This is a genomic window from Lactococcus sp. DD01 (genome assembly GCF_001578715.1).
Classification (GTDB): Bacteria; Bacillota; Bacilli; order Lactobacillales; family Streptococcaceae; genus Lactococcus; species Lactococcus petauri.
In genome coordinates this window covers 948,441-963,657 of record NZ_KQ968939.1, presented here as the reverse complement: position 1 = coordinate 963,657, position 15,217 = coordinate 948,441, and the positions used below count along the sequence as shown (strand labels likewise).

General features: G+C 38.7%; 15 protein-coding genes and 1 pseudogene. 14 read left to right on the top strand and 2 right to left on the bottom strand.

The window, feature by feature from the left end; genetic code table 11:
* Positions 1–26: 26 nt before the first annotated feature.
* The 14 genes and pseudogenes from aroD (at position 27) to LACDD01_RS04615 (ending at position 12,975) form a co-directional block, all read left to right on the top strand.
* Positions 27–716, top strand: a complete 690-nt coding sequence (gene aroD / locus LACDD01_RS04680; RefSeq protein ID WP_019293764.1) for a type I 3-dehydroquinate dehydratase — start codon at positions 27–29, stop codon at positions 714–716.
* Between the two features lie 111 nt (positions 717–827).
* Positions 828–2,123 carry an adenylosuccinate lyase gene (purB, locus tag LACDD01_RS04675; RefSeq protein WP_061413439.1) on the top strand — a complete coding sequence of 432 codons (1,296 nt, stop codon included), beginning with the start codon at positions 828–830 and terminating at the stop codon, positions 2,121–2,123.
* Positions 2,124–2,264: 141 nt separating this feature from the next.
* Positions 2,265–2,588, top strand: a complete 324-nt coding sequence (locus LACDD01_RS04670) for an ArsR/SmtB family transcription factor (protein WP_019291983.1) — start codon at positions 2,265–2,267, stop codon at positions 2,586–2,588.
* A 12-nt stretch (positions 2,589–2,600) separates the two neighbouring features.
* Positions 2,601–4,634, top strand: a complete 2,034-nt coding sequence (locus LACDD01_RS04665) for a heavy metal translocating P-type ATPase (protein WP_061413437.1) — start codon at positions 2,601–2,603, stop codon at positions 4,632–4,634.
* A gap of 70 nt (positions 4,635–4,704) precedes the next feature.
* A complete protein-coding gene (locus LACDD01_RS04660) occupies positions 4,705–5,493 on the top strand; it encodes a DUF817 domain-containing protein (RefSeq protein WP_061413435.1) in 789 nt (262 codons plus the stop codon).
* Between the two features lie 160 nt (positions 5,494–5,653).
* Entirely contained in the window at positions 5,654–7,471 is a 1,818-nt protein-coding gene (locus LACDD01_RS04655; protein WP_197458032.1) for a BglG family transcription antiterminator, read from the top strand.
* Positions 7,468–7,806 (top strand): PRD domain-containing protein, encoded by a 339-nt coding sequence (locus tag LACDD01_RS04650; RefSeq protein WP_061413431.1) that lies wholly within the window; start codon positions 7,468–7,470, stop codon positions 7,804–7,806. The genes LACDD01_RS04655 and LACDD01_RS04650 overlap by 4 nt, the downstream gene beginning before the upstream one ends.
* Before the next feature lie 22 nt (positions 7,807–7,828).
* Positions 7,829–8,185 (top strand): SFCGS family glycine-rich protein, encoded by a 357-nt coding sequence (locus tag LACDD01_RS04645; protein WP_061413428.1) that lies wholly within the window; start codon positions 7,829–7,831, stop codon positions 8,183–8,185.
* 2 nt (positions 8,186–8,187) lie between these two features.
* A complete protein-coding gene (locus tag LACDD01_RS04640; protein WP_061413426.1) occupies positions 8,188–8,529 on the top strand; it encodes a DUF4312 family protein in 342 nt (113 codons plus the stop codon).
* 18 nt (positions 8,530–8,547) lie between these two features.
* Complete coding sequence (locus tag LACDD01_RS04635; protein ID WP_061413424.1) at positions 8,548–9,324, top strand: DUF4311 domain-containing protein; 777 nt, start codon at positions 8,548–8,550, stop codon at positions 9,322–9,324.
* A 15-nt stretch (positions 9,325–9,339) separates the two neighbouring features.
* Positions 9,340–10,003: pseudogene (locus tag LACDD01_RS04630) on the top strand (DUF4310 family protein).
* 11 nt (positions 10,004–10,014) lie between these two features.
* Positions 10,015–11,124 (top strand): amidohydrolase/deacetylase family metallohydrolase, encoded by a 1,110-nt coding sequence (locus LACDD01_RS04625; RefSeq protein ID WP_061413422.1) that lies wholly within the window; start codon positions 10,015–10,017, stop codon positions 11,122–11,124.
* Position 11,125: 1 nt separating this feature from the next.
* Positions 11,126–12,223 (top strand): DgaE family pyridoxal phosphate-dependent ammonia lyase, encoded by a 1,098-nt coding sequence (locus LACDD01_RS04620; RefSeq protein ID WP_082779265.1) that lies wholly within the window; start codon positions 11,126–11,128, stop codon positions 12,221–12,223.
* Between the two features lie 11 nt (positions 12,224–12,234).
* Positions 12,235–12,975: a 2-dehydro-3-deoxy-phosphogluconate aldolase gene (locus LACDD01_RS04615; protein ID WP_061413420.1), complete on the top strand. Its 741-nt coding sequence runs from the start codon at positions 12,235–12,237 to the stop codon at positions 12,973–12,975.
* Between the two features lie 109 nt (positions 12,976–13,084).
* Here LACDD01_RS04615 and LACDD01_RS04610 read toward each other — a convergent pair whose 3' ends face one another.
* Both LACDD01_RS04610 and LACDD01_RS04605 read right to left on the bottom strand, forming a co-directional pair.
* Positions 13,085–14,074: an NAD(P)-dependent oxidoreductase gene (locus LACDD01_RS04610; RefSeq protein ID WP_061413418.1), complete on the bottom strand. Its 990-nt coding sequence runs from the start codon at positions 14,072–14,074 to the stop codon at positions 13,085–13,087.
* A gap of 37 nt (positions 14,075–14,111) precedes the next feature.
* Positions 14,112–15,164 carry an AEC family transporter gene (locus tag LACDD01_RS04605; protein ID WP_061413415.1) on the bottom strand — a complete coding sequence of 351 codons (1,053 nt, stop codon included), beginning with the start codon at positions 15,162–15,164 and terminating at the stop codon, positions 14,112–14,114.
* Positions 15,165–15,217 lie beyond the last annotated feature (53 nt).

Sequence of the window (15,217 nt, the reverse complement as noted above, 5' to 3'; positions counted from 1 at the left end):
ATGCAAATGTGTGCTAAACTTAAAATATGAGGAAAACGAAAATTGTAGTACCCGTTCTTCCGACAACAGTGGCGGAAGTACAGGAATTAAACGTAGAAAAGTACAGAAAGGCTGACATTATTGAATGGCGGGCGGATTTTTTGGGAGATATAGAAAGCATTCTTCAGGCTGCGCCTTTTATCTTTGAGAAATTTAAAGATTTTTCCCTTCTTTTTACTGTACGCACAGCCAATGAAGGCGGCAATATCTCCATTTCTAAAAAAGATTATGTCACTCTTTTAAAAAAAGTAGCCAAATTTGACCCAGATTATATTGATATTGAATATTTTTCCTATCGAAAAGCCTTACCACAGCTACTTGAATTTAAAGAAAAAATTGTCTTGTCTTATCATAACTTTTTCGAGTCACCTACAGATTTAACTGCTCGAATGATGAAAATGCAAAGAGAAGAAACAGGCTTTGTAAAAGTGGCGATTATGGCACAACGCGAGTGTGATGTTTTGGATTTGCTACAGATTACACGTGATTTTACGATGGAATATGGACCAAAATTTATCGGTATTGCAATGGGAGAACTGGGTAAAATTTCCCGCGTTGCCGGAGGTTTGACCGGATCTGTATGGACTTTTGTGGCACTCGATAAGGAAGAAGGAAGTGCTCCCGGGCAATTGACATTACCTCAGATGCTGGATGTTCTTGATGCCTTAGAAGCTTAACATTCGTCTTTTCCACATATTCCGTCAATAAATTGAGAATATTAGAGAAATTCCCGAAAAAATTTCTCCAAAATGGTATAATTTATAGTAAGTTAGAAATTTGGAGGAACTATGGTTATCAATCGTTACAGTCGCCCAGAAATGGCGGCAATCTGGTCGGATGAAAACAAGTATAAGGCGTGGCTTGAAGTCGAAATTCTTGCGGATGAAGCTTGGGCTGAACTCGGAGAAATTCCAGCAGAAGATGTAAAAAAAATTCGTGAAAAAGCAAGTTTTGATGTTGATCGTATCTTGGAGATTGAAAAAGAAACGCGCCACGATGTGGTTGCCTTTACGCGTGCTGTTTCTGAAACACTTGGCGAGGAAAGTAAGTGGGTACACTATGGACTTACTTCAACCGATGTTGTAGATACAGCTTATGGCTATCTCTACAAGCAGGCTAATGATATTATCCGCCGTGATTTGGCTAACTTTTTGGAAATTATTGCTGATAAAGCGCGTGAGCACAAGTACACTGTATGTATGGGACGTACGCACGGTGTCCATGCAGAACCAACAACTTTTGGCCTTAAATTAGCAACTTGGTATGCTGAAATGAAGCGTAATATCGAGCGTTTCGAACATGCAGCTAAAGGGGTTGAAGCGGGTAAAATTTCTGGTGCTGTAGGTACATTTGCCAATATCCCACCTTTTGTTGAAGAATATGTATGTGGCAAACTTGGAATTCGTCCACAAGAGATTTCGACACAAGTATTACCCCGTGATTTACATGCAGAATACTTTAGTACACTGGCACTGATTGCGACTTCGATTGAGCGTATGGCGACAGAGATTCGTGGTCTTCAAAAATCAGAACAACGCGAAGTAGAAGAGTTCTTCGCTAAAGGTCAAAAAGGTAGCTCAGCAATGCCACACAAACGTAATCCAATTGGTTCTGAAAATATGACTGGCTTGGCGCGTGTTATTCGTGGACATGTCGTGACAGCCATGGAAGATGTTGTTTTGTGGCATGAACGTGACATTTCACACAGCTCGGCAGAGCGTATCATTACCCCAGATACAACTGAATTAATCAACTATATGTTAAACCGTTTTGGTAATATTGTTAAAAATCTGACTGTATTCCCAGAAAATATGAAGCGTAATATGGATGCAACTTTTGGATTGATATATAGTCAACATGTTATGCTTATGCTTATTGAAAAAGGAATGACACGTGAAGAAGCTTACGATTTGGTTCAACCATTGACAGCAAAAGCTTGGGATGAACAAATCATGTTCCGCCCACTGGTAGAAAGCAATGAAAAAATCCGTGAAAAACTGACAGATGAAGATATTGATGCAGCTTTTGATTATAATTATCATTTGTCACGTGTAGATGTCATCTTTGAACGTCTTGGTTTGTAAAAATAATAAGATCCTAACACTTTCGTTTAGGATTTTTTTGTACAAAAAATTTAGATTTGAATAGATTTAAACAATTCAGTATTGACTAATGTGAGTAAGTTTGATAACATATTAGTACAAACTAATATAAAGAGATGAATAATGAATTTAACCGAAAAACGTCAAAAAGTGATTCATGCCTTATCTAATACGACAAGGCTTAATGTCCTTGAAGCATTACGTGAAAAGGAAATGACAGTCACAGAACTACTTAATAAAACTAAATCAGGACAATCTAATCTCTCGCAACATTTATCATGTTTGCGTGATTGTGGGTTAATCACAAGTCGCAAAGAAGGAAAATATATTTATTATTCCTTGACAACCCCTGAGCTTAACCATTTACTAGAAGTCATTGATGCTACAGTTGAGTCAATGCACTGGTCACCAACAGAAGATATCCATTGTGATACATATATAAAATAAAAGGAGTTTCATATGTTTAAATCTACTCAAAACAAGGCAACACATGATGCACGCTGTGTAAAAGGTACATGTAATTGCCTCAATCACAAAGCCAAAGCAGCTCTTACTACTGCTGAAGAGAGTGAGGGCTCAAGTAGCTCAGAAGTCACAGGGAGTTCTGACGATTCAGACCCTGCCTGTTGCAACACGACAATACATCTAAATGTGAGTTTAGATGAAAGTGAAGAAGAAGGCAGATATGAGCTGTTGATCATTATTATCACCGCTTTATTATTGGCCGCCTTAAGCTTTTTAGACTTTACACCACAGTTTAAAACCCCACTTTTCATTTTAACGTACTTGTTGATTGGGCACAGTGTTTTGCTCAAAGCAATCAAACAATTGCTTAAAGGAGATATTTTTAACGAATTCTTCCTCATGAGTATTGCAACTGTCGGTGCATTTGCTTTAGGAGAATATGCTGAAGCAGTCGCTGTTATGCTTTTTTATCAAGTCGGAGAATATTTCCAAGATCGTGCGATTGGGAACAGTAAAAAGTCAATCACAGCTTTGATGGACCTTCGACCAGAAGTTGCGACTGTTAAGCGACAAGGAAAACTTATTGATATGTCTCCAGAAGAAGTCAATATCGGTGAAGTTATACAAGTGAAGCCTGGAGAAAAAGTACCACTTGATGGTCTTGTATTATCGGGAAAATCAAGCGTTAATACAGCAGCTTTGACTGGCGAATCACTGCCACGTGAGGTGAGCAAGGGAGAAGAAGTTCTTTCAGGTTTTTTGAATATTAATAGTCTGCTGGAGATCAAGGTTGAAAAAACGTTTGGGGAATCATCAGTATCTAAAATTTTAAATCTCGTTGAGAATGCTCAAGAAAATAAAGCACCGACTGAACAATTCATTTCAAAATTTGCACGTTACTATACTCCAGTTGTGGTATTTGCAGCAGCGATAATCGCTCTAGTACCCCCACTTTTCTTCCAGCAAGATTGGTCAGACTGGTTAACACGCGCCTTTACGTTTTTAATTATTTCGTGTCCTTGTGCGATGGTAGTTTCCATTCCCCTTGGATTCTTTGCTGGGATTGGCGCCGCATCCAAAAACGGTATTTTAGTTAAAGGGGGTAATCACCTTGAAGCTATGACCAAGATAAAACACGTGCTCTTTGATAAAACAGGTACGTTGACACAAGGGAACTTTAAAGTTACTCAAGTTTTCCCTGCAGAAGATGTTGCACGAGAAGATTTGCTCTATCTGGGAGCTATCGGTGAACTTAACTCCACCCATCCCTTGGGACTTGCGCTTAAAGAAAATCAAAACTTAGATACAGTAAATGTAACAGAGTCGGCAGAAATTTCAGGTCATGGTACACGTACAATCTATGAGGGTGATGAGATTCTTGTCGGAAATGCAAAACTGATGAAAATGTACAACGTTAACTTTACCGAAAGCGACGCCTTAGGTTCTTTGATTTATGTTGCTAAAAATGGTATATATCAAGGTGTTATCCTTGTAGCGGATGTCCTTAAAGAAGATGCTGAAGAAGCAATTGCGGCTTTGAACCAGCTTCACATTTCCCAAACGATGCTGACAGGCGATAGTGAAAAAGTTGCCGCTCAGGTTGCTGGGAAACTGAACATCACGGATTATCATGCCAATCTTTTACCGGAGGATAAAGTTACTTTATTAGAGAAAGTACTTGATAAAGGTGATGGCCTTACCGCTTTTGTTGGTGATGGAATTAACGATGCACCAGTTATTGCGCGTGCTGATATCGGTTTTGCGATGGGGGGATTAGGCTCTGATGCTGCGATTGAAACAGCTGACGTGGTCTTAATGACAGATAAACCATCAAGTATTGCGAAGTCTGTTAAAATCGCCAAGAAAACTAAACGACTCGTGGTCCAAAATATCATTTTAGCTCTTGGTGTAAAAGCCGTTTTCCTCATCCTTGCGGTCTTTGGTATTGCCACGATGTGGGAAGCAGTTATCGCAGATGTTGGAGTAACACTCATAGCTATCTTGAATGTTTTAAGACTCTTAAAATAAGATGAAACTCCCAAGATGGGAGTTTTTTTGCGCTTGCTTTTATCAGATGAAAATATGCTAAAATAAGGACATGAATGGTTTAAAAAACGGTGCGATCTTGCTTTTCAACTTTGCAAAAATCCAAGCCGCTTGTTGTCTCTTTCCACTTGCCGTTTTTGCTACCTTAGCGATAACACGTGGATTGACTTTTCCCAATATCCCACGTTATGATTTAATTTTTGTGATTTTACTTGTGTTTCAAGTTTTGATGGTTAAATTAAAATTTGAAACACTTGAAGAGTTAAAAATTATTTGCTTGTTTCATATCTTAGGGTTAATTTTAGAGATTTTTAAAGTCAATATCAGCCATAGTTGGACCTACCCTGAGCCGGCTTACTTAAAAATTTGGAATGTCCCTTTTTACTCGGGGTTTATGTATGCCAGTGTCGGGAGTTATGTTGTTCAATCGTGGAAAAAGTTACAGCTAAATGTGGAATATTGGCCGCCATCAGGGCTTAGTTTTGGCTTATCCACAGTTTTGTATCTGAACTTTTTTGCCAATTATTTCTTCCATGATTTACGGTATTTTATTATTCTGGCTATTGTCTTAATCTTTTGGCGCACTCAGTTCACTTTTTGTATTAATGGAAGAAAAAGATATAAAATGAAGGCACTCTTCTCTTTTGCTCTGATTGGCTTCTTTATCTACATAGCTGAAAATATTGCTTCATTTTTTAATGCTTACCGGTATCCTAATCAAGCAGAAACCTGGCATCTCGTAGGATTTGGGAAAATGTCTTCATGGTTTTTACTGGTCATTGTCAGTATTGTTTTAGTCGTTAATCTCAAATTAAAGCAGTCATCGAGAGAAAATAAGTAAATAAAAAAGACAAGGTAAAACTTGTCTTTTTTTGTTTAAGTAGGAAGAATTATAAAATATTGCACTAATGAAAGGGCATACATTTTGTGTTTTCTTTCTGGTTTCTTTTAACTATAATGAATATAAAGCGAATATCGCAGAGAGAAAAGAAAGGAGAATTATGATAATAAAATTGTCTTTGAGGCAAATAAACATCTTGCTTTATTTACTCAAGGCTAAGAGTCCTTCCACGTCCAATGAATTGGCAGAGGTATTTGGAATCTCTGTACGGACAATCAAAAATGAAATAGCTGCGATTAAGGATTATCTTTTATCTCAAGGAGAAGAATTAATTTCGCAAAGAGGAAGAGGATATTTTCTAGAGATTAATGAAAAAAAGAAAAGGGAATTCATTGATTTTCTACAGTCCACAGAGCGTTTTTCTTCTTTCATGGATCATAAGAGAAGAGCGAATCAAATTTTATTGGATTTGTTTTTATCGGAAAAACCCATCACAAGTAATTATTGGGCTGAAAAATTTGGGGTAAGTCAGAGCACAATTTTTAGTGATATTTCAATTTTGGAGAAAAAAATTAAAGAATTTCTTGTACATATAAAAGGAAATAAAAATGGTTATACTCTCTCAGGGGATGAAATACGGGTGCGAAATTTATTGTCTAGTATTTTACAGACAGAATTTACAAATTATGATATTTCAAGTCTAATAGCACACGTTGAAATGGGCGATGAGTACGATGAAGAATCTTCAATAATTTCAAATGAAGCACTTCAAGTAGTTTATAAAGAAGTTGTTCGATATACAACGAAATACTTCACACGTTTAACGAAAGAAGTAGATAATTATGCTATTTTTTCCTTAATCATTCGAGTATGTTTATCTATTTCTAGGCTGAGAATAAATAAGACTTTTCAAATTTCTGAAAGTTTAAAATCTGTGGATAGTGATTTGAAATTGTATCTTGCTCACATTTATAAGCATTTTGGATTTGAACTGACAAGGGAAGAAGTTCGGTATATCTTGAGTGAACAAACAAATATGGACAAAGTAGATGTGAGAGCTCTTACAACACATATTATGGCAGAGGTAAGCCAAGAAATGGAGATGAACTTCGAAAGGGATTCACAACTATTTCAAAATCTTTATACCCATTTTTCTTTACGCTTCTCCAAAGAGAATATGTACCTCAATGAATATAATCCGTTTGTGCAGGATATTAAGAAAAAACAAGAAAAGATTTTCCTGGCAATAAAGACAGCTTTGGAACACTATGTGTCTCTTCATTTTGATTTTGATGATTCATTTGTTGCTTATGTGGCCTTACATTTTATTGCTTCTAAAGATAAAAATACTCATTCAGGGAAGAAAATTCAAGTATTGTATGTTTGTTCTACCGGAGTAGGAGTGGCTTCTTTTATACAGCAAAAAATTGCAAAAGAAGTTCAAGGCATCGATATTGTAGGCTTCGCTTCAGTTATTAATTGCCGTCGATTTGTTAATAAGTTAAAACCAGATTTAGTAATATCAGTTTTTCCTATTGAAAATATTTCTGTACCTATTATTGAAGTAGAGGCATTGGTAAGTAAATCAGATATTGCTGCTATACAAGAACAAGTTAATTTATTACTCAATGCAGGTATAGGAAGCGTAGGAGACAAGTTTTCCAAGAAGGATAAAGCAAAAAACGAGGAACTCAGTCGAAATGTTATATTCAACGGCTATATGATATATGAGGAACTTACTTTGCTTCTTAGAGATAAATTGCAACCAGAGTATAGAGAAGGATTTCTTTTACATGTCTTGTTGATGGTGAATAGAGTTATGTTTGACCAACAATACCAAGAATTTGGAGAGTTAGAAGATGAAGAATTTACAACTCAAGTAAAGAAAATTTTTCTTACACGAGAATTAGAAATAAATGATTCAGAAATTTTTGCGCTGACGCAATATTTCAAAAGAGAGTCAGAGAGGAATAAATGAGAACAGTAGAAAAATATCTTCTGGAACAGCATATTTCAGGAGAAGTTGAAACATTAAGAATGCTTTTAAAAGATGTTGAAAAAAATTTTTTTAGGGAAAAGCTTACACCAAATGAACTGCAATGGAAAGTAATGATCAATCACTTTGACGCCGTTATTGCGCGTCACTTGTCTGGTGAGAGGTTGCCAGAAATGGACAGCAGCCTCTTTGCCGATTTGAGTGAGCAGTCGATGCAGCTTGCTCAAGAAGTTGCGGATAGCATCAAAATTCTTGATAAGAGTGAAATTTTCCTTATCGCTATCCACGTGGAAAATGTTTTAGGAAATATTAATTAATATAAAAATGGAGGAACATAAAATGGTAAAAATCGTCATTGGAGATCGTATGGGTAAGGGGCAAAACATTGCCAAAGGTATCGAAGCTGCAGGGGGGGAAGCTCTCGTCATTCCTGGGATGGCGGCGGATATGCGCCTTGGTGATGTCATGAAAAAAGAAGATGCTGACATGGGATTGTCTTTCTGTGGTTCAGGTGGAGCAGGTGCTTTAACAGCAGCGACGAAATATGGTTACAGTGAACGTCATGGCATGCGTTCTGTACAAGAGGGAGTGACAGCTATTGAAGAAGGCATCCAAGTTTTAGGCTTTGGCTTCATGGATACAGAAGAGCTCGGGATGGCTTTGACTGAAGCTTATAAGAAAAAACATGGGGAATAAATATGTTGAAAGTACAAAAAAGAGTGGTTGTGGAAGGAAAAGGAAACTCGAAAAAAGCCGCCTTTGCCAGTGCTTTGAGTAAGATACAAACTGAAATTATTAAAAATAATAAAGATGTCTTACTAAGAATTGAGCCAAATGATATAAGAGTCATCAGGGCACAAAAAAGAGAATGGACAGAAAAATTTTTCTTCTTCTTCATGCCGCGGAAAAAAGTAGAGTTTCAGGTTACCTTGGAAGTGCTTGTTGACATGCAGATGATTGAAATGGGAAGCGTTCATTTTACAGAAGCACCACACGAAATTCAAGGAATAAAAATTCCAGTCATTAATAAAGTTATTTAAAAGGAGAAAGTTTATCTTATGGATATTATCGTCATCTTAAAATCACTTGTCATAGGTGGTTTACTCGGTTTTTCAGCCGGAATGGGTGCAGCAAGAATGTTTCACATTCCGACAACGCAAGGTTTGGGTGCTTTTCGAACCATGGGAGAAATGAATGCCTGCGAAGGGGATGCCGCATCTCATTTCTCATTTGGTTTGGGTTTCTTCTTCAATGCTTGGGCTTCTGCCGTTGGTGCTGGAGCTTTTACGCAGGATGTTACCCACCGTATCTTGCCCAACTGGGCAGCTGCTTCGCTCCTCGCACGTAATAAAAATGTTGAAGAAACGGTACATAGCCCAAAGAAAATGGCGATTGCCGGCGCAATTTTTGGTGCTATTGTCGTGACTTTCTTGAACTCGACAGCGACTGCTATTCCTGAAGGATTAAAAGTTTCTGCTGTCGCTGTCTTAGTTCCTGCGGCGACAATGCTGATCAACTTTGTTATGCCGATTGTTTTCTGGTTGGCAGCTCTAGATGCAGGAAAACGTACAGGGTTTTGGGCAACCTTATTTGGTGGTATTGCTCAACTTATCATGGGAAATGCAGTACCAGGTGTTGTCTTGGGTATCCTTATCGGTAAAGGCGTAGATGAAGGCGGGTGGAGTAAGTTGACGAAGATTATCTTTGTTGCAGTTATTCTCTTGTTCATCTTCTCTGCTTTCTTCCGTGGAATTGATTTGCAGGCTTTGGATCAGTTTAACCTGCCGCATCCAGTTTGGCTTGAAGATTTACATGATTTAGTAACAGTAAGATAAAGTGAGGGAAATATAATGCAAGAAAATGATTTGATGAAAGAAAAGGGTTTTTGGTTTGCGGATTGGGCTTTCCCAATCTTGGTGGCTATTATGGCAGCAGCCGTATTCGCCGGCACACACATGTATGTCACTTATGGTGTTGGTGCTTTTAATGAAGTTTCGATTGTTGCCATGTTAAAAGCAGGCTTAGATGGCGAATCCTATGGTGCAGCCGCAGCTTTTGGAGCAAGCTTTCTCTTTGCGCGTGTTTTAGAAGGCTCGTTGGTCGGGATTTTAGACTTAGGCGGCTCAATTTTAACAGGTGTCGGTATTGGTATTCCAGCCATGTTTTTGGCTGCAGGGATTACAGGTCCTGTTGATAGTTTCCCGCTCGCTTTACTCACAGGGGGGGCTTATCGGAGCCATTATCGGGGGTGTGATTATCTTGATTCGTAAATTTACTTTAGGTTCAGGTGAAGCAACTTTCGGAGCAGATATCATGATGGGAGCTGGAAATGCAGCAGGGCGGTTCTTGGGTCCACTTATCGTTTTGTATGCGACATCTGCATCAATTCCTGTCGGTATCGGCTCGATTATTGGAGCAATTATCTTTTACAAATGGGATAAACCAATTGCTGGTGGCGCAATCCTTGGTGCAATGATTATGGGAGCTTTCTTCCCTGTCGTTGCTCAAGGTTAAGGAGATTTAGTATGTTTGATTTACTTGTTAAAAATGCCCGAGATATCAAAGGAAATCCTTTAGAAATAGCAGTCAAGTCAGGCAAGATTGTTGACCTAGCTAAGAGTCTACAAGGTCAAGCTAAAGAAGTTTTTGATGCAAAGGGCGCCTATGTTTCTGCCGGTTGGATTGATTCTCATGTCCATTGCTTTGAAAAGATGGACCTGTATTATGACTATCCAGATGAAATCGGGATAACTACAGGTGTAACTACAGTCATTGATGCAGGATCATCAGGGGAATCCAATATCAAAGATTTCTATAAGCTTGCAGAAAAAGCTAAAACAAATGTCTTCGCCCTGCTTAATATTTCTAAAAAGGGTATCGTCACTCAGGATGAACTTTCGGATTTGTCACTCATTGATGAGGTAAAAAATATCGCGTGTATTCAAGAACTACCTCACTTCATTGTAGGTATCAAAGCGCGTATGTCGAAGACCGTTATTGGGCAAAATGGTATCATCCCCTTACAAATGGCGAAAAAACTGCAAAGTAAAGTGAAGCTGCCCCTGATGGTTCATATTGGCTCTGCGCCACCAAAACTTGAGGATATTTTAAAAGAGCTAGAAGCAGGAGATATTGTCACGCATTGCTTTAATGGCAAGGAAAATGGGATTCTAGCTACAGACGGAGAAATTAAAGACTTTGCCCTAGAAGCTTATCGTCAAGGGATTGTTTTCGATATCGGTCACGGCACTGACAGCTTTAACTTCAAAGTTGCGCAAGTTGCCAGGGAGGAAGAAATAAGGGCACAAAGTATTTCAACAGATATCTATATCCGTAACCGTAAAAATGGCCCCGTTTATGATTTGGCGACAACTTTATCAAAGCTTTTAAAAGTAGGTTACTCACTAGAAGAATTAATTTCAGCTGTGACAACTGCTCCAGCTAAAAATTTTGGTCTAAAAAATAAAGGAAGTTTAGAAGTGGGAAAAGATGGCGATTTGACTTTCTTCAAACTTGAAGATAATCAGGAAAATCTCGTGGACTCTAACGGAAATATACAGCAAAGCGAGCAAATTTTAACCCCTGTTGCTTGTACTGTTGCAGGAGTACTTTATCAAGAAAGTGAGAAGAAATAAATTGGAAAATATACACAAGAAGTTTAATCTAAAGCAAGTCATCAATGCCAGTGGGAAAATGACCATCTTAGGCGTCTCAAAGGTCTCTGATCAAGTCGCTCAAGCCCAAAAATTAGCAGGGCAATCCTTCTTTGAAATGAGTGATTTGACGGAGAAAACCGGTTATTATATCGCAGACTTAGTGGGTACTGAGAATGCGACAGTTGTTTCCAGTGCTTCTGCAGGGATTGCTCAAGCTGTTGCCGCTCTTATTGGTCAAGGAGATATGTTTCATGCTGTTCATCCTTTTACGGATCGCATCCAAAAACGTGAAATTGTCTTGCCCAAGGGTCATAATGTGAATTACGGAACAGGTGTTCAAGTCATGGTTGAGCTTGGAGGCGGAAAAGTTGTTGAAGCAGGCTGGGCAAATCAGTGTTCTGCGCAACAAGTAGAAATGGAAATCACAGATAAAACAGCAGCTCTTCTGTATATCAAGAGTCATCACACGGTGCAAAAATCAATGCTTACGGTTGCCCAAATGGCAGAGCTTGCCCAAAAAAATAATCTACCATTGATTGTAGATGCAGCTGCGGAAGAAGATTTGACGACATATTATAAAGCGGGTGCAGACTTAGTTATCTATTCAGGAGCAAAAGCGCTTGAAGCACCATCATCAGCAATGGTCCTTGGGAAAGATAAGTATATCAAATGGCTACAATTACAGGGACAAGGTATCGGCCGTTCTATGAAAATTGGCAAGGACAATATTATCGGTTTTGTAACAGCATTAGAGCAATATTTGGCTACAGAAAGTGAAACAGAAATCAGCCAGAAAGCACGTTTAGCACCGTTTATTAGTGGACTTAATGAGATTTCTGGAATTAAAGCTCATATTGTACAAGATGGTGCTGGTCGTCTAATTTTTAGAGCTAGTATCAAGGTTGAATCAGACTCTATGAGTGCGCTAGAAGTTATTGACAAGCTTAAGGAAGGCGATACAGCTGTCTATACACGAGAATACCAAGCCAATAATGGTATTATCGAATTTGACATCCGCGCAGTTAATGAAGCAGAAATGCAGCTCATTGTTGATAAACTTAAAACAATCATGAAATAAAAGGGGATAAAATGAAAAAAACACCAAATTACTTAGAAGACCGTCTTTGTCTAAATGTTTTAGCGGGTTCTGTGGAAAATGCTCAAGAAATATACAATGCAGCAGAGGGACATGTTGTTGTTGGAGTACTTTCAAAAAATTATGCAACTGACGAAGCGGCGATTAAAGACATGAAACGCTATATTGCTGTCACGGATAATGCGCTCTCTGTTGGCCTAGGTGCAGGCGATCCGAACCAATCGCAGATGGTTTCTCGTCTTTCAGCTGTCTTACAGCCGCAACATGTCAACCAAGTTTTCACAGGAGTCGCAACCAGTCGTGCACTTTTGGGGCAAGATGATACAGTCGTTAATGGCTTGATTTCCCCAACAGGAAAAGTTGGCTATGTAAATATCGCCACAGGACCTTTAAGCTCTCAAGCATCAGAAGCAGTTGTGCCAGTCGAAACAGCTATCCGCCTTCTTCAAGATATGGGTGGATCTTCTGTAAAATTCTTCAATATGAAAGGCTTAGAACATATTAAAGAATACAAAGTTGTTGCTGCAGCTTGTGCCAAGTATGACTTTTACTTGGAGCCGACGGGCGGTATTGACTTAGAAAACTTTGAAGAGATTGTCCGGATTGCTGTGGATGCCGGCGTTAAGAAAATCATTCCTCATGTCTACAGCTCCATTATTGATAAGGAAACGGGAAATACCAGAGTAGAAGATGTTAAGGTATTGCTTGAAATAATGAAGAAAAGCGTGTCATAAATACAAGAAAAACAAAACGTCTATACATTTGTAATAGACGTTTTATTATGAACAAATTAAATTTGCTAAGTGGAGTTGGTTATTTACTTTTTCAAAATGATTTAACTTCTCACAATGTATTAATTGAAAATCCCTTGGTTTCATGTTCTCTGAGGTTTTCCATACTTGTCTCAATCATGTTGATCAGTGCTTCATCGGTAAAGCTTCCGATATGAGGTGTTACAAGTACTTGGGGATAGAGATTTATCAGTTCCTCAACTACAGGATCTGGTAATGCTTTCTCTTCAAAATTTTTGAAGAAGTAGGCACTTTCGCCAGTGAAAACATCTGTCGCATAGCCTTGTATTTTACCAGATTTTACGGCTTCCAAAATATCCGCATGATTTTGAATTTCACCGCGCGATGTATTGACAAGAATACTGCCAACTTTCATTTTACTCAAAAACGCCGCATTGACCATTTCATCATTAGAACCAGCAAAATAAGGAACGTGTAAAGAGACTATGTCAGATTGTTTTTGAAGTTCTTCCAGACTCACGTACTCCAAAATTGCTCGCGCATCATCATTAGGATAGAGATCAAAGCCAAGAACACGAGCGCCCAGCCCCTTAAAGACTTTTGCGGCAGTCAGTCCAATTTTTCCTGTACCAATAATACCCACGGTTGAGTTACGTATTTCCTTAGCGAAGTAGTTACTATGTGCTCGGAAATCTTTTTTAGTCATATTCGCAATCATAGGCGCAGTTCGTGATAATTGTAGCGCAAAGGAAACCGCAAGTTCAGCGATAGCGTTTGGAGAGTAGCTCGGAACTCTTGCCACGCTTAAGCCACTTGCCTTTGCATATTCAACATTGATATGATTGTAGGCAACTGTCCGGGTAAAGAGATAACGTACACCGTATGTTTTTATGAGGTCAATATAAGCTTTGTCTGCCTTGCAGTTAGCCCTAAGAACGACTGCATCACAGCCTTTTGCAAGCTCAATATTATCGTCTTTGAGTAATTCCTCCTCTAAAATAAGGTCATACTTGAACTTTTCATTGATTTTGTGGAAATATTTCACTTCGATGGGACGAACACCGTAAAATAATACTTTCATTTTTTATCTTTCTAGCGCTCTATCTGCGCTTTTTTTCTTAGAACAATCCTGCGTTATTAATGACTTCAAGTACAATGAGCATGAATGGTAAAAGCACGACAGCTACAATAGTTGCTAAAAGCGAGATATTTGATGACATTACGGATTCACGGTCTGATGAAATAGAGAAAGCAACCGCAACTGTAGCTGGGGGCGTAAGAGCCATTAAGAAAACAACAGCGACAGTTAAGAAATCAACAGGGAAGATGCCTGTAATGGTAGTCAAAAGTAATAAACCGACGACACTTAAAGGAATTATCACAAGTTTAATGAGTGAATAAAACCAAGATTCCTTACTGGCTGCCGCGTGTTTCACGTCAACTTGGCTCAGGGTTACTCCAATCGAAATCCAAGCTAATGGTGAAGCGAGACTTGCAAGTGTAGTCATCGGACGGAAAAGCCAAGGTGCAACGAGGTCAACACGGACAAAAGCTGTCTGTACAAGTTCTCCTTCCTCTCCTGGCACAGTTACTTGTGGCAATGAGTTTTGGAAAATCCAAATGATCATCCCAAGTAATGTAGCGATGACAATAGGATTGAAAATCATAGCCTTGATATTTTCACGTTTTAGACGAAGACCAGAAGTGACGATATAGCCATAACTGTAAAGAAAAACACGGTAACCAATATTGAAAATTGATGCACCGAGTACACCTTCCGGATAAAGTACAGCAATGATGGGAATACCAAAGAAAGTTGTTGAGCCAAAGATGGTCAAAACACGAAGCACATCGCTTTTATCCACGTTTCCACGATATTTGAGATAAAAAAGTTTTGTTAAGTAGATGAGGGCGATATGAAAAACAAAGCCCAGAATGAGTAAATTCATCCCTTGACGTAAACTTTCAGCATCAATATCTTGCATAAAAGAGTTGAAGGCGAGAAATGGCAAAGCAGCGGTCAGAACGAGTTTTGCCAGCATTTTACCTGCGGCTGGGCTGATGATTGCCTTGCGGCCTAGGAGATAGCCCAAAAGGATAATGAGAACGGAGGTCGATACAGCTCCGATAAAGGCTTGGTCGGTTAAAACCGATTGGATAACTTCTAACATTTTTAATACCTCTCTAAATTGTTCGAAAAATTAGTTTGTGTATTCACAAACTA

Excerpts from the sequence above, each read along its gene's own strand:
- LACDD01_RS04640 (WP_061413426.1), top strand. The coding sequence starts at position 8,188 with ATGTTGAAAGTACAAAAAAGAGTGGTTGTGGAAGGAAAAGGAAACTCG.
- LACDD01_RS04665 (WP_061413437.1), top strand. The coding sequence starts at position 2,601 with ATGTTTAAATCTACTCAAAACAAGGCAACACATGATGCACGCTGTGTA.
- LACDD01_RS04635 (WP_061413424.1), top strand. The coding sequence starts at position 8,548 with ATGGATATTATCGTCATCTTAAAATCACTTGTCATAGGTGGTTTACTC.
- LACDD01_RS04645 (WP_061413428.1), top strand. The coding sequence starts at position 7,829 with ATGGTAAAAATCGTCATTGGAGATCGTATGGGTAAGGGGCAAAACATT.
- LACDD01_RS04615 (WP_061413420.1), top strand. The coding sequence starts at position 12,235 with ATGAAAAAAACACCAAATTACTTAGAAGACCGTCTTTGTCTAAATGTT.
- LACDD01_RS04655 (WP_197458032.1), top strand. The coding sequence starts at position 5,654 with ATGATAATAAAATTGTCTTTGAGGCAAATAAACATCTTGCTTTATTTA.
- aroD (WP_019293764.1), top strand. The coding sequence starts at position 27 with ATGAGGAAAACGAAAATTGTAGTACCCGTTCTTCCGACAACAGTGGCG.
- LACDD01_RS04610 (WP_061413418.1), bottom strand. The coding sequence starts at position 14,074 with ATGAAAGTATTATTTTACGGTGTTCGTCCCATCGAAGTGAAATATTTC.
- LACDD01_RS04650 (WP_061413431.1), top strand. The coding sequence starts at position 7,468 with ATGAGAACAGTAGAAAAATATCTTCTGGAACAGCATATTTCAGGAGAA.
- LACDD01_RS04660 (WP_061413435.1), top strand. The coding sequence starts at position 4,705 with ATGAATGGTTTAAAAAACGGTGCGATCTTGCTTTTCAACTTTGCAAAA.
- purB (WP_061413439.1), top strand. The coding sequence starts at position 828 with ATGGTTATCAATCGTTACAGTCGCCCAGAAATGGCGGCAATCTGGTCG.
- LACDD01_RS04625 (WP_061413422.1), top strand. The coding sequence starts at position 10,015 with ATGTTTGATTTACTTGTTAAAAATGCCCGAGATATCAAAGGAAATCCT.
- LACDD01_RS04605 (WP_061413415.1), bottom strand. The coding sequence starts at position 15,164 with ATGTTAGAAGTTATCCAATCGGTTTTAACCGACCAAGCCTTTATCGGA.
- LACDD01_RS04670 (WP_019291983.1), top strand. The coding sequence starts at position 2,265 with ATGAATTTAACCGAAAAACGTCAAAAAGTGATTCATGCCTTATCTAAT.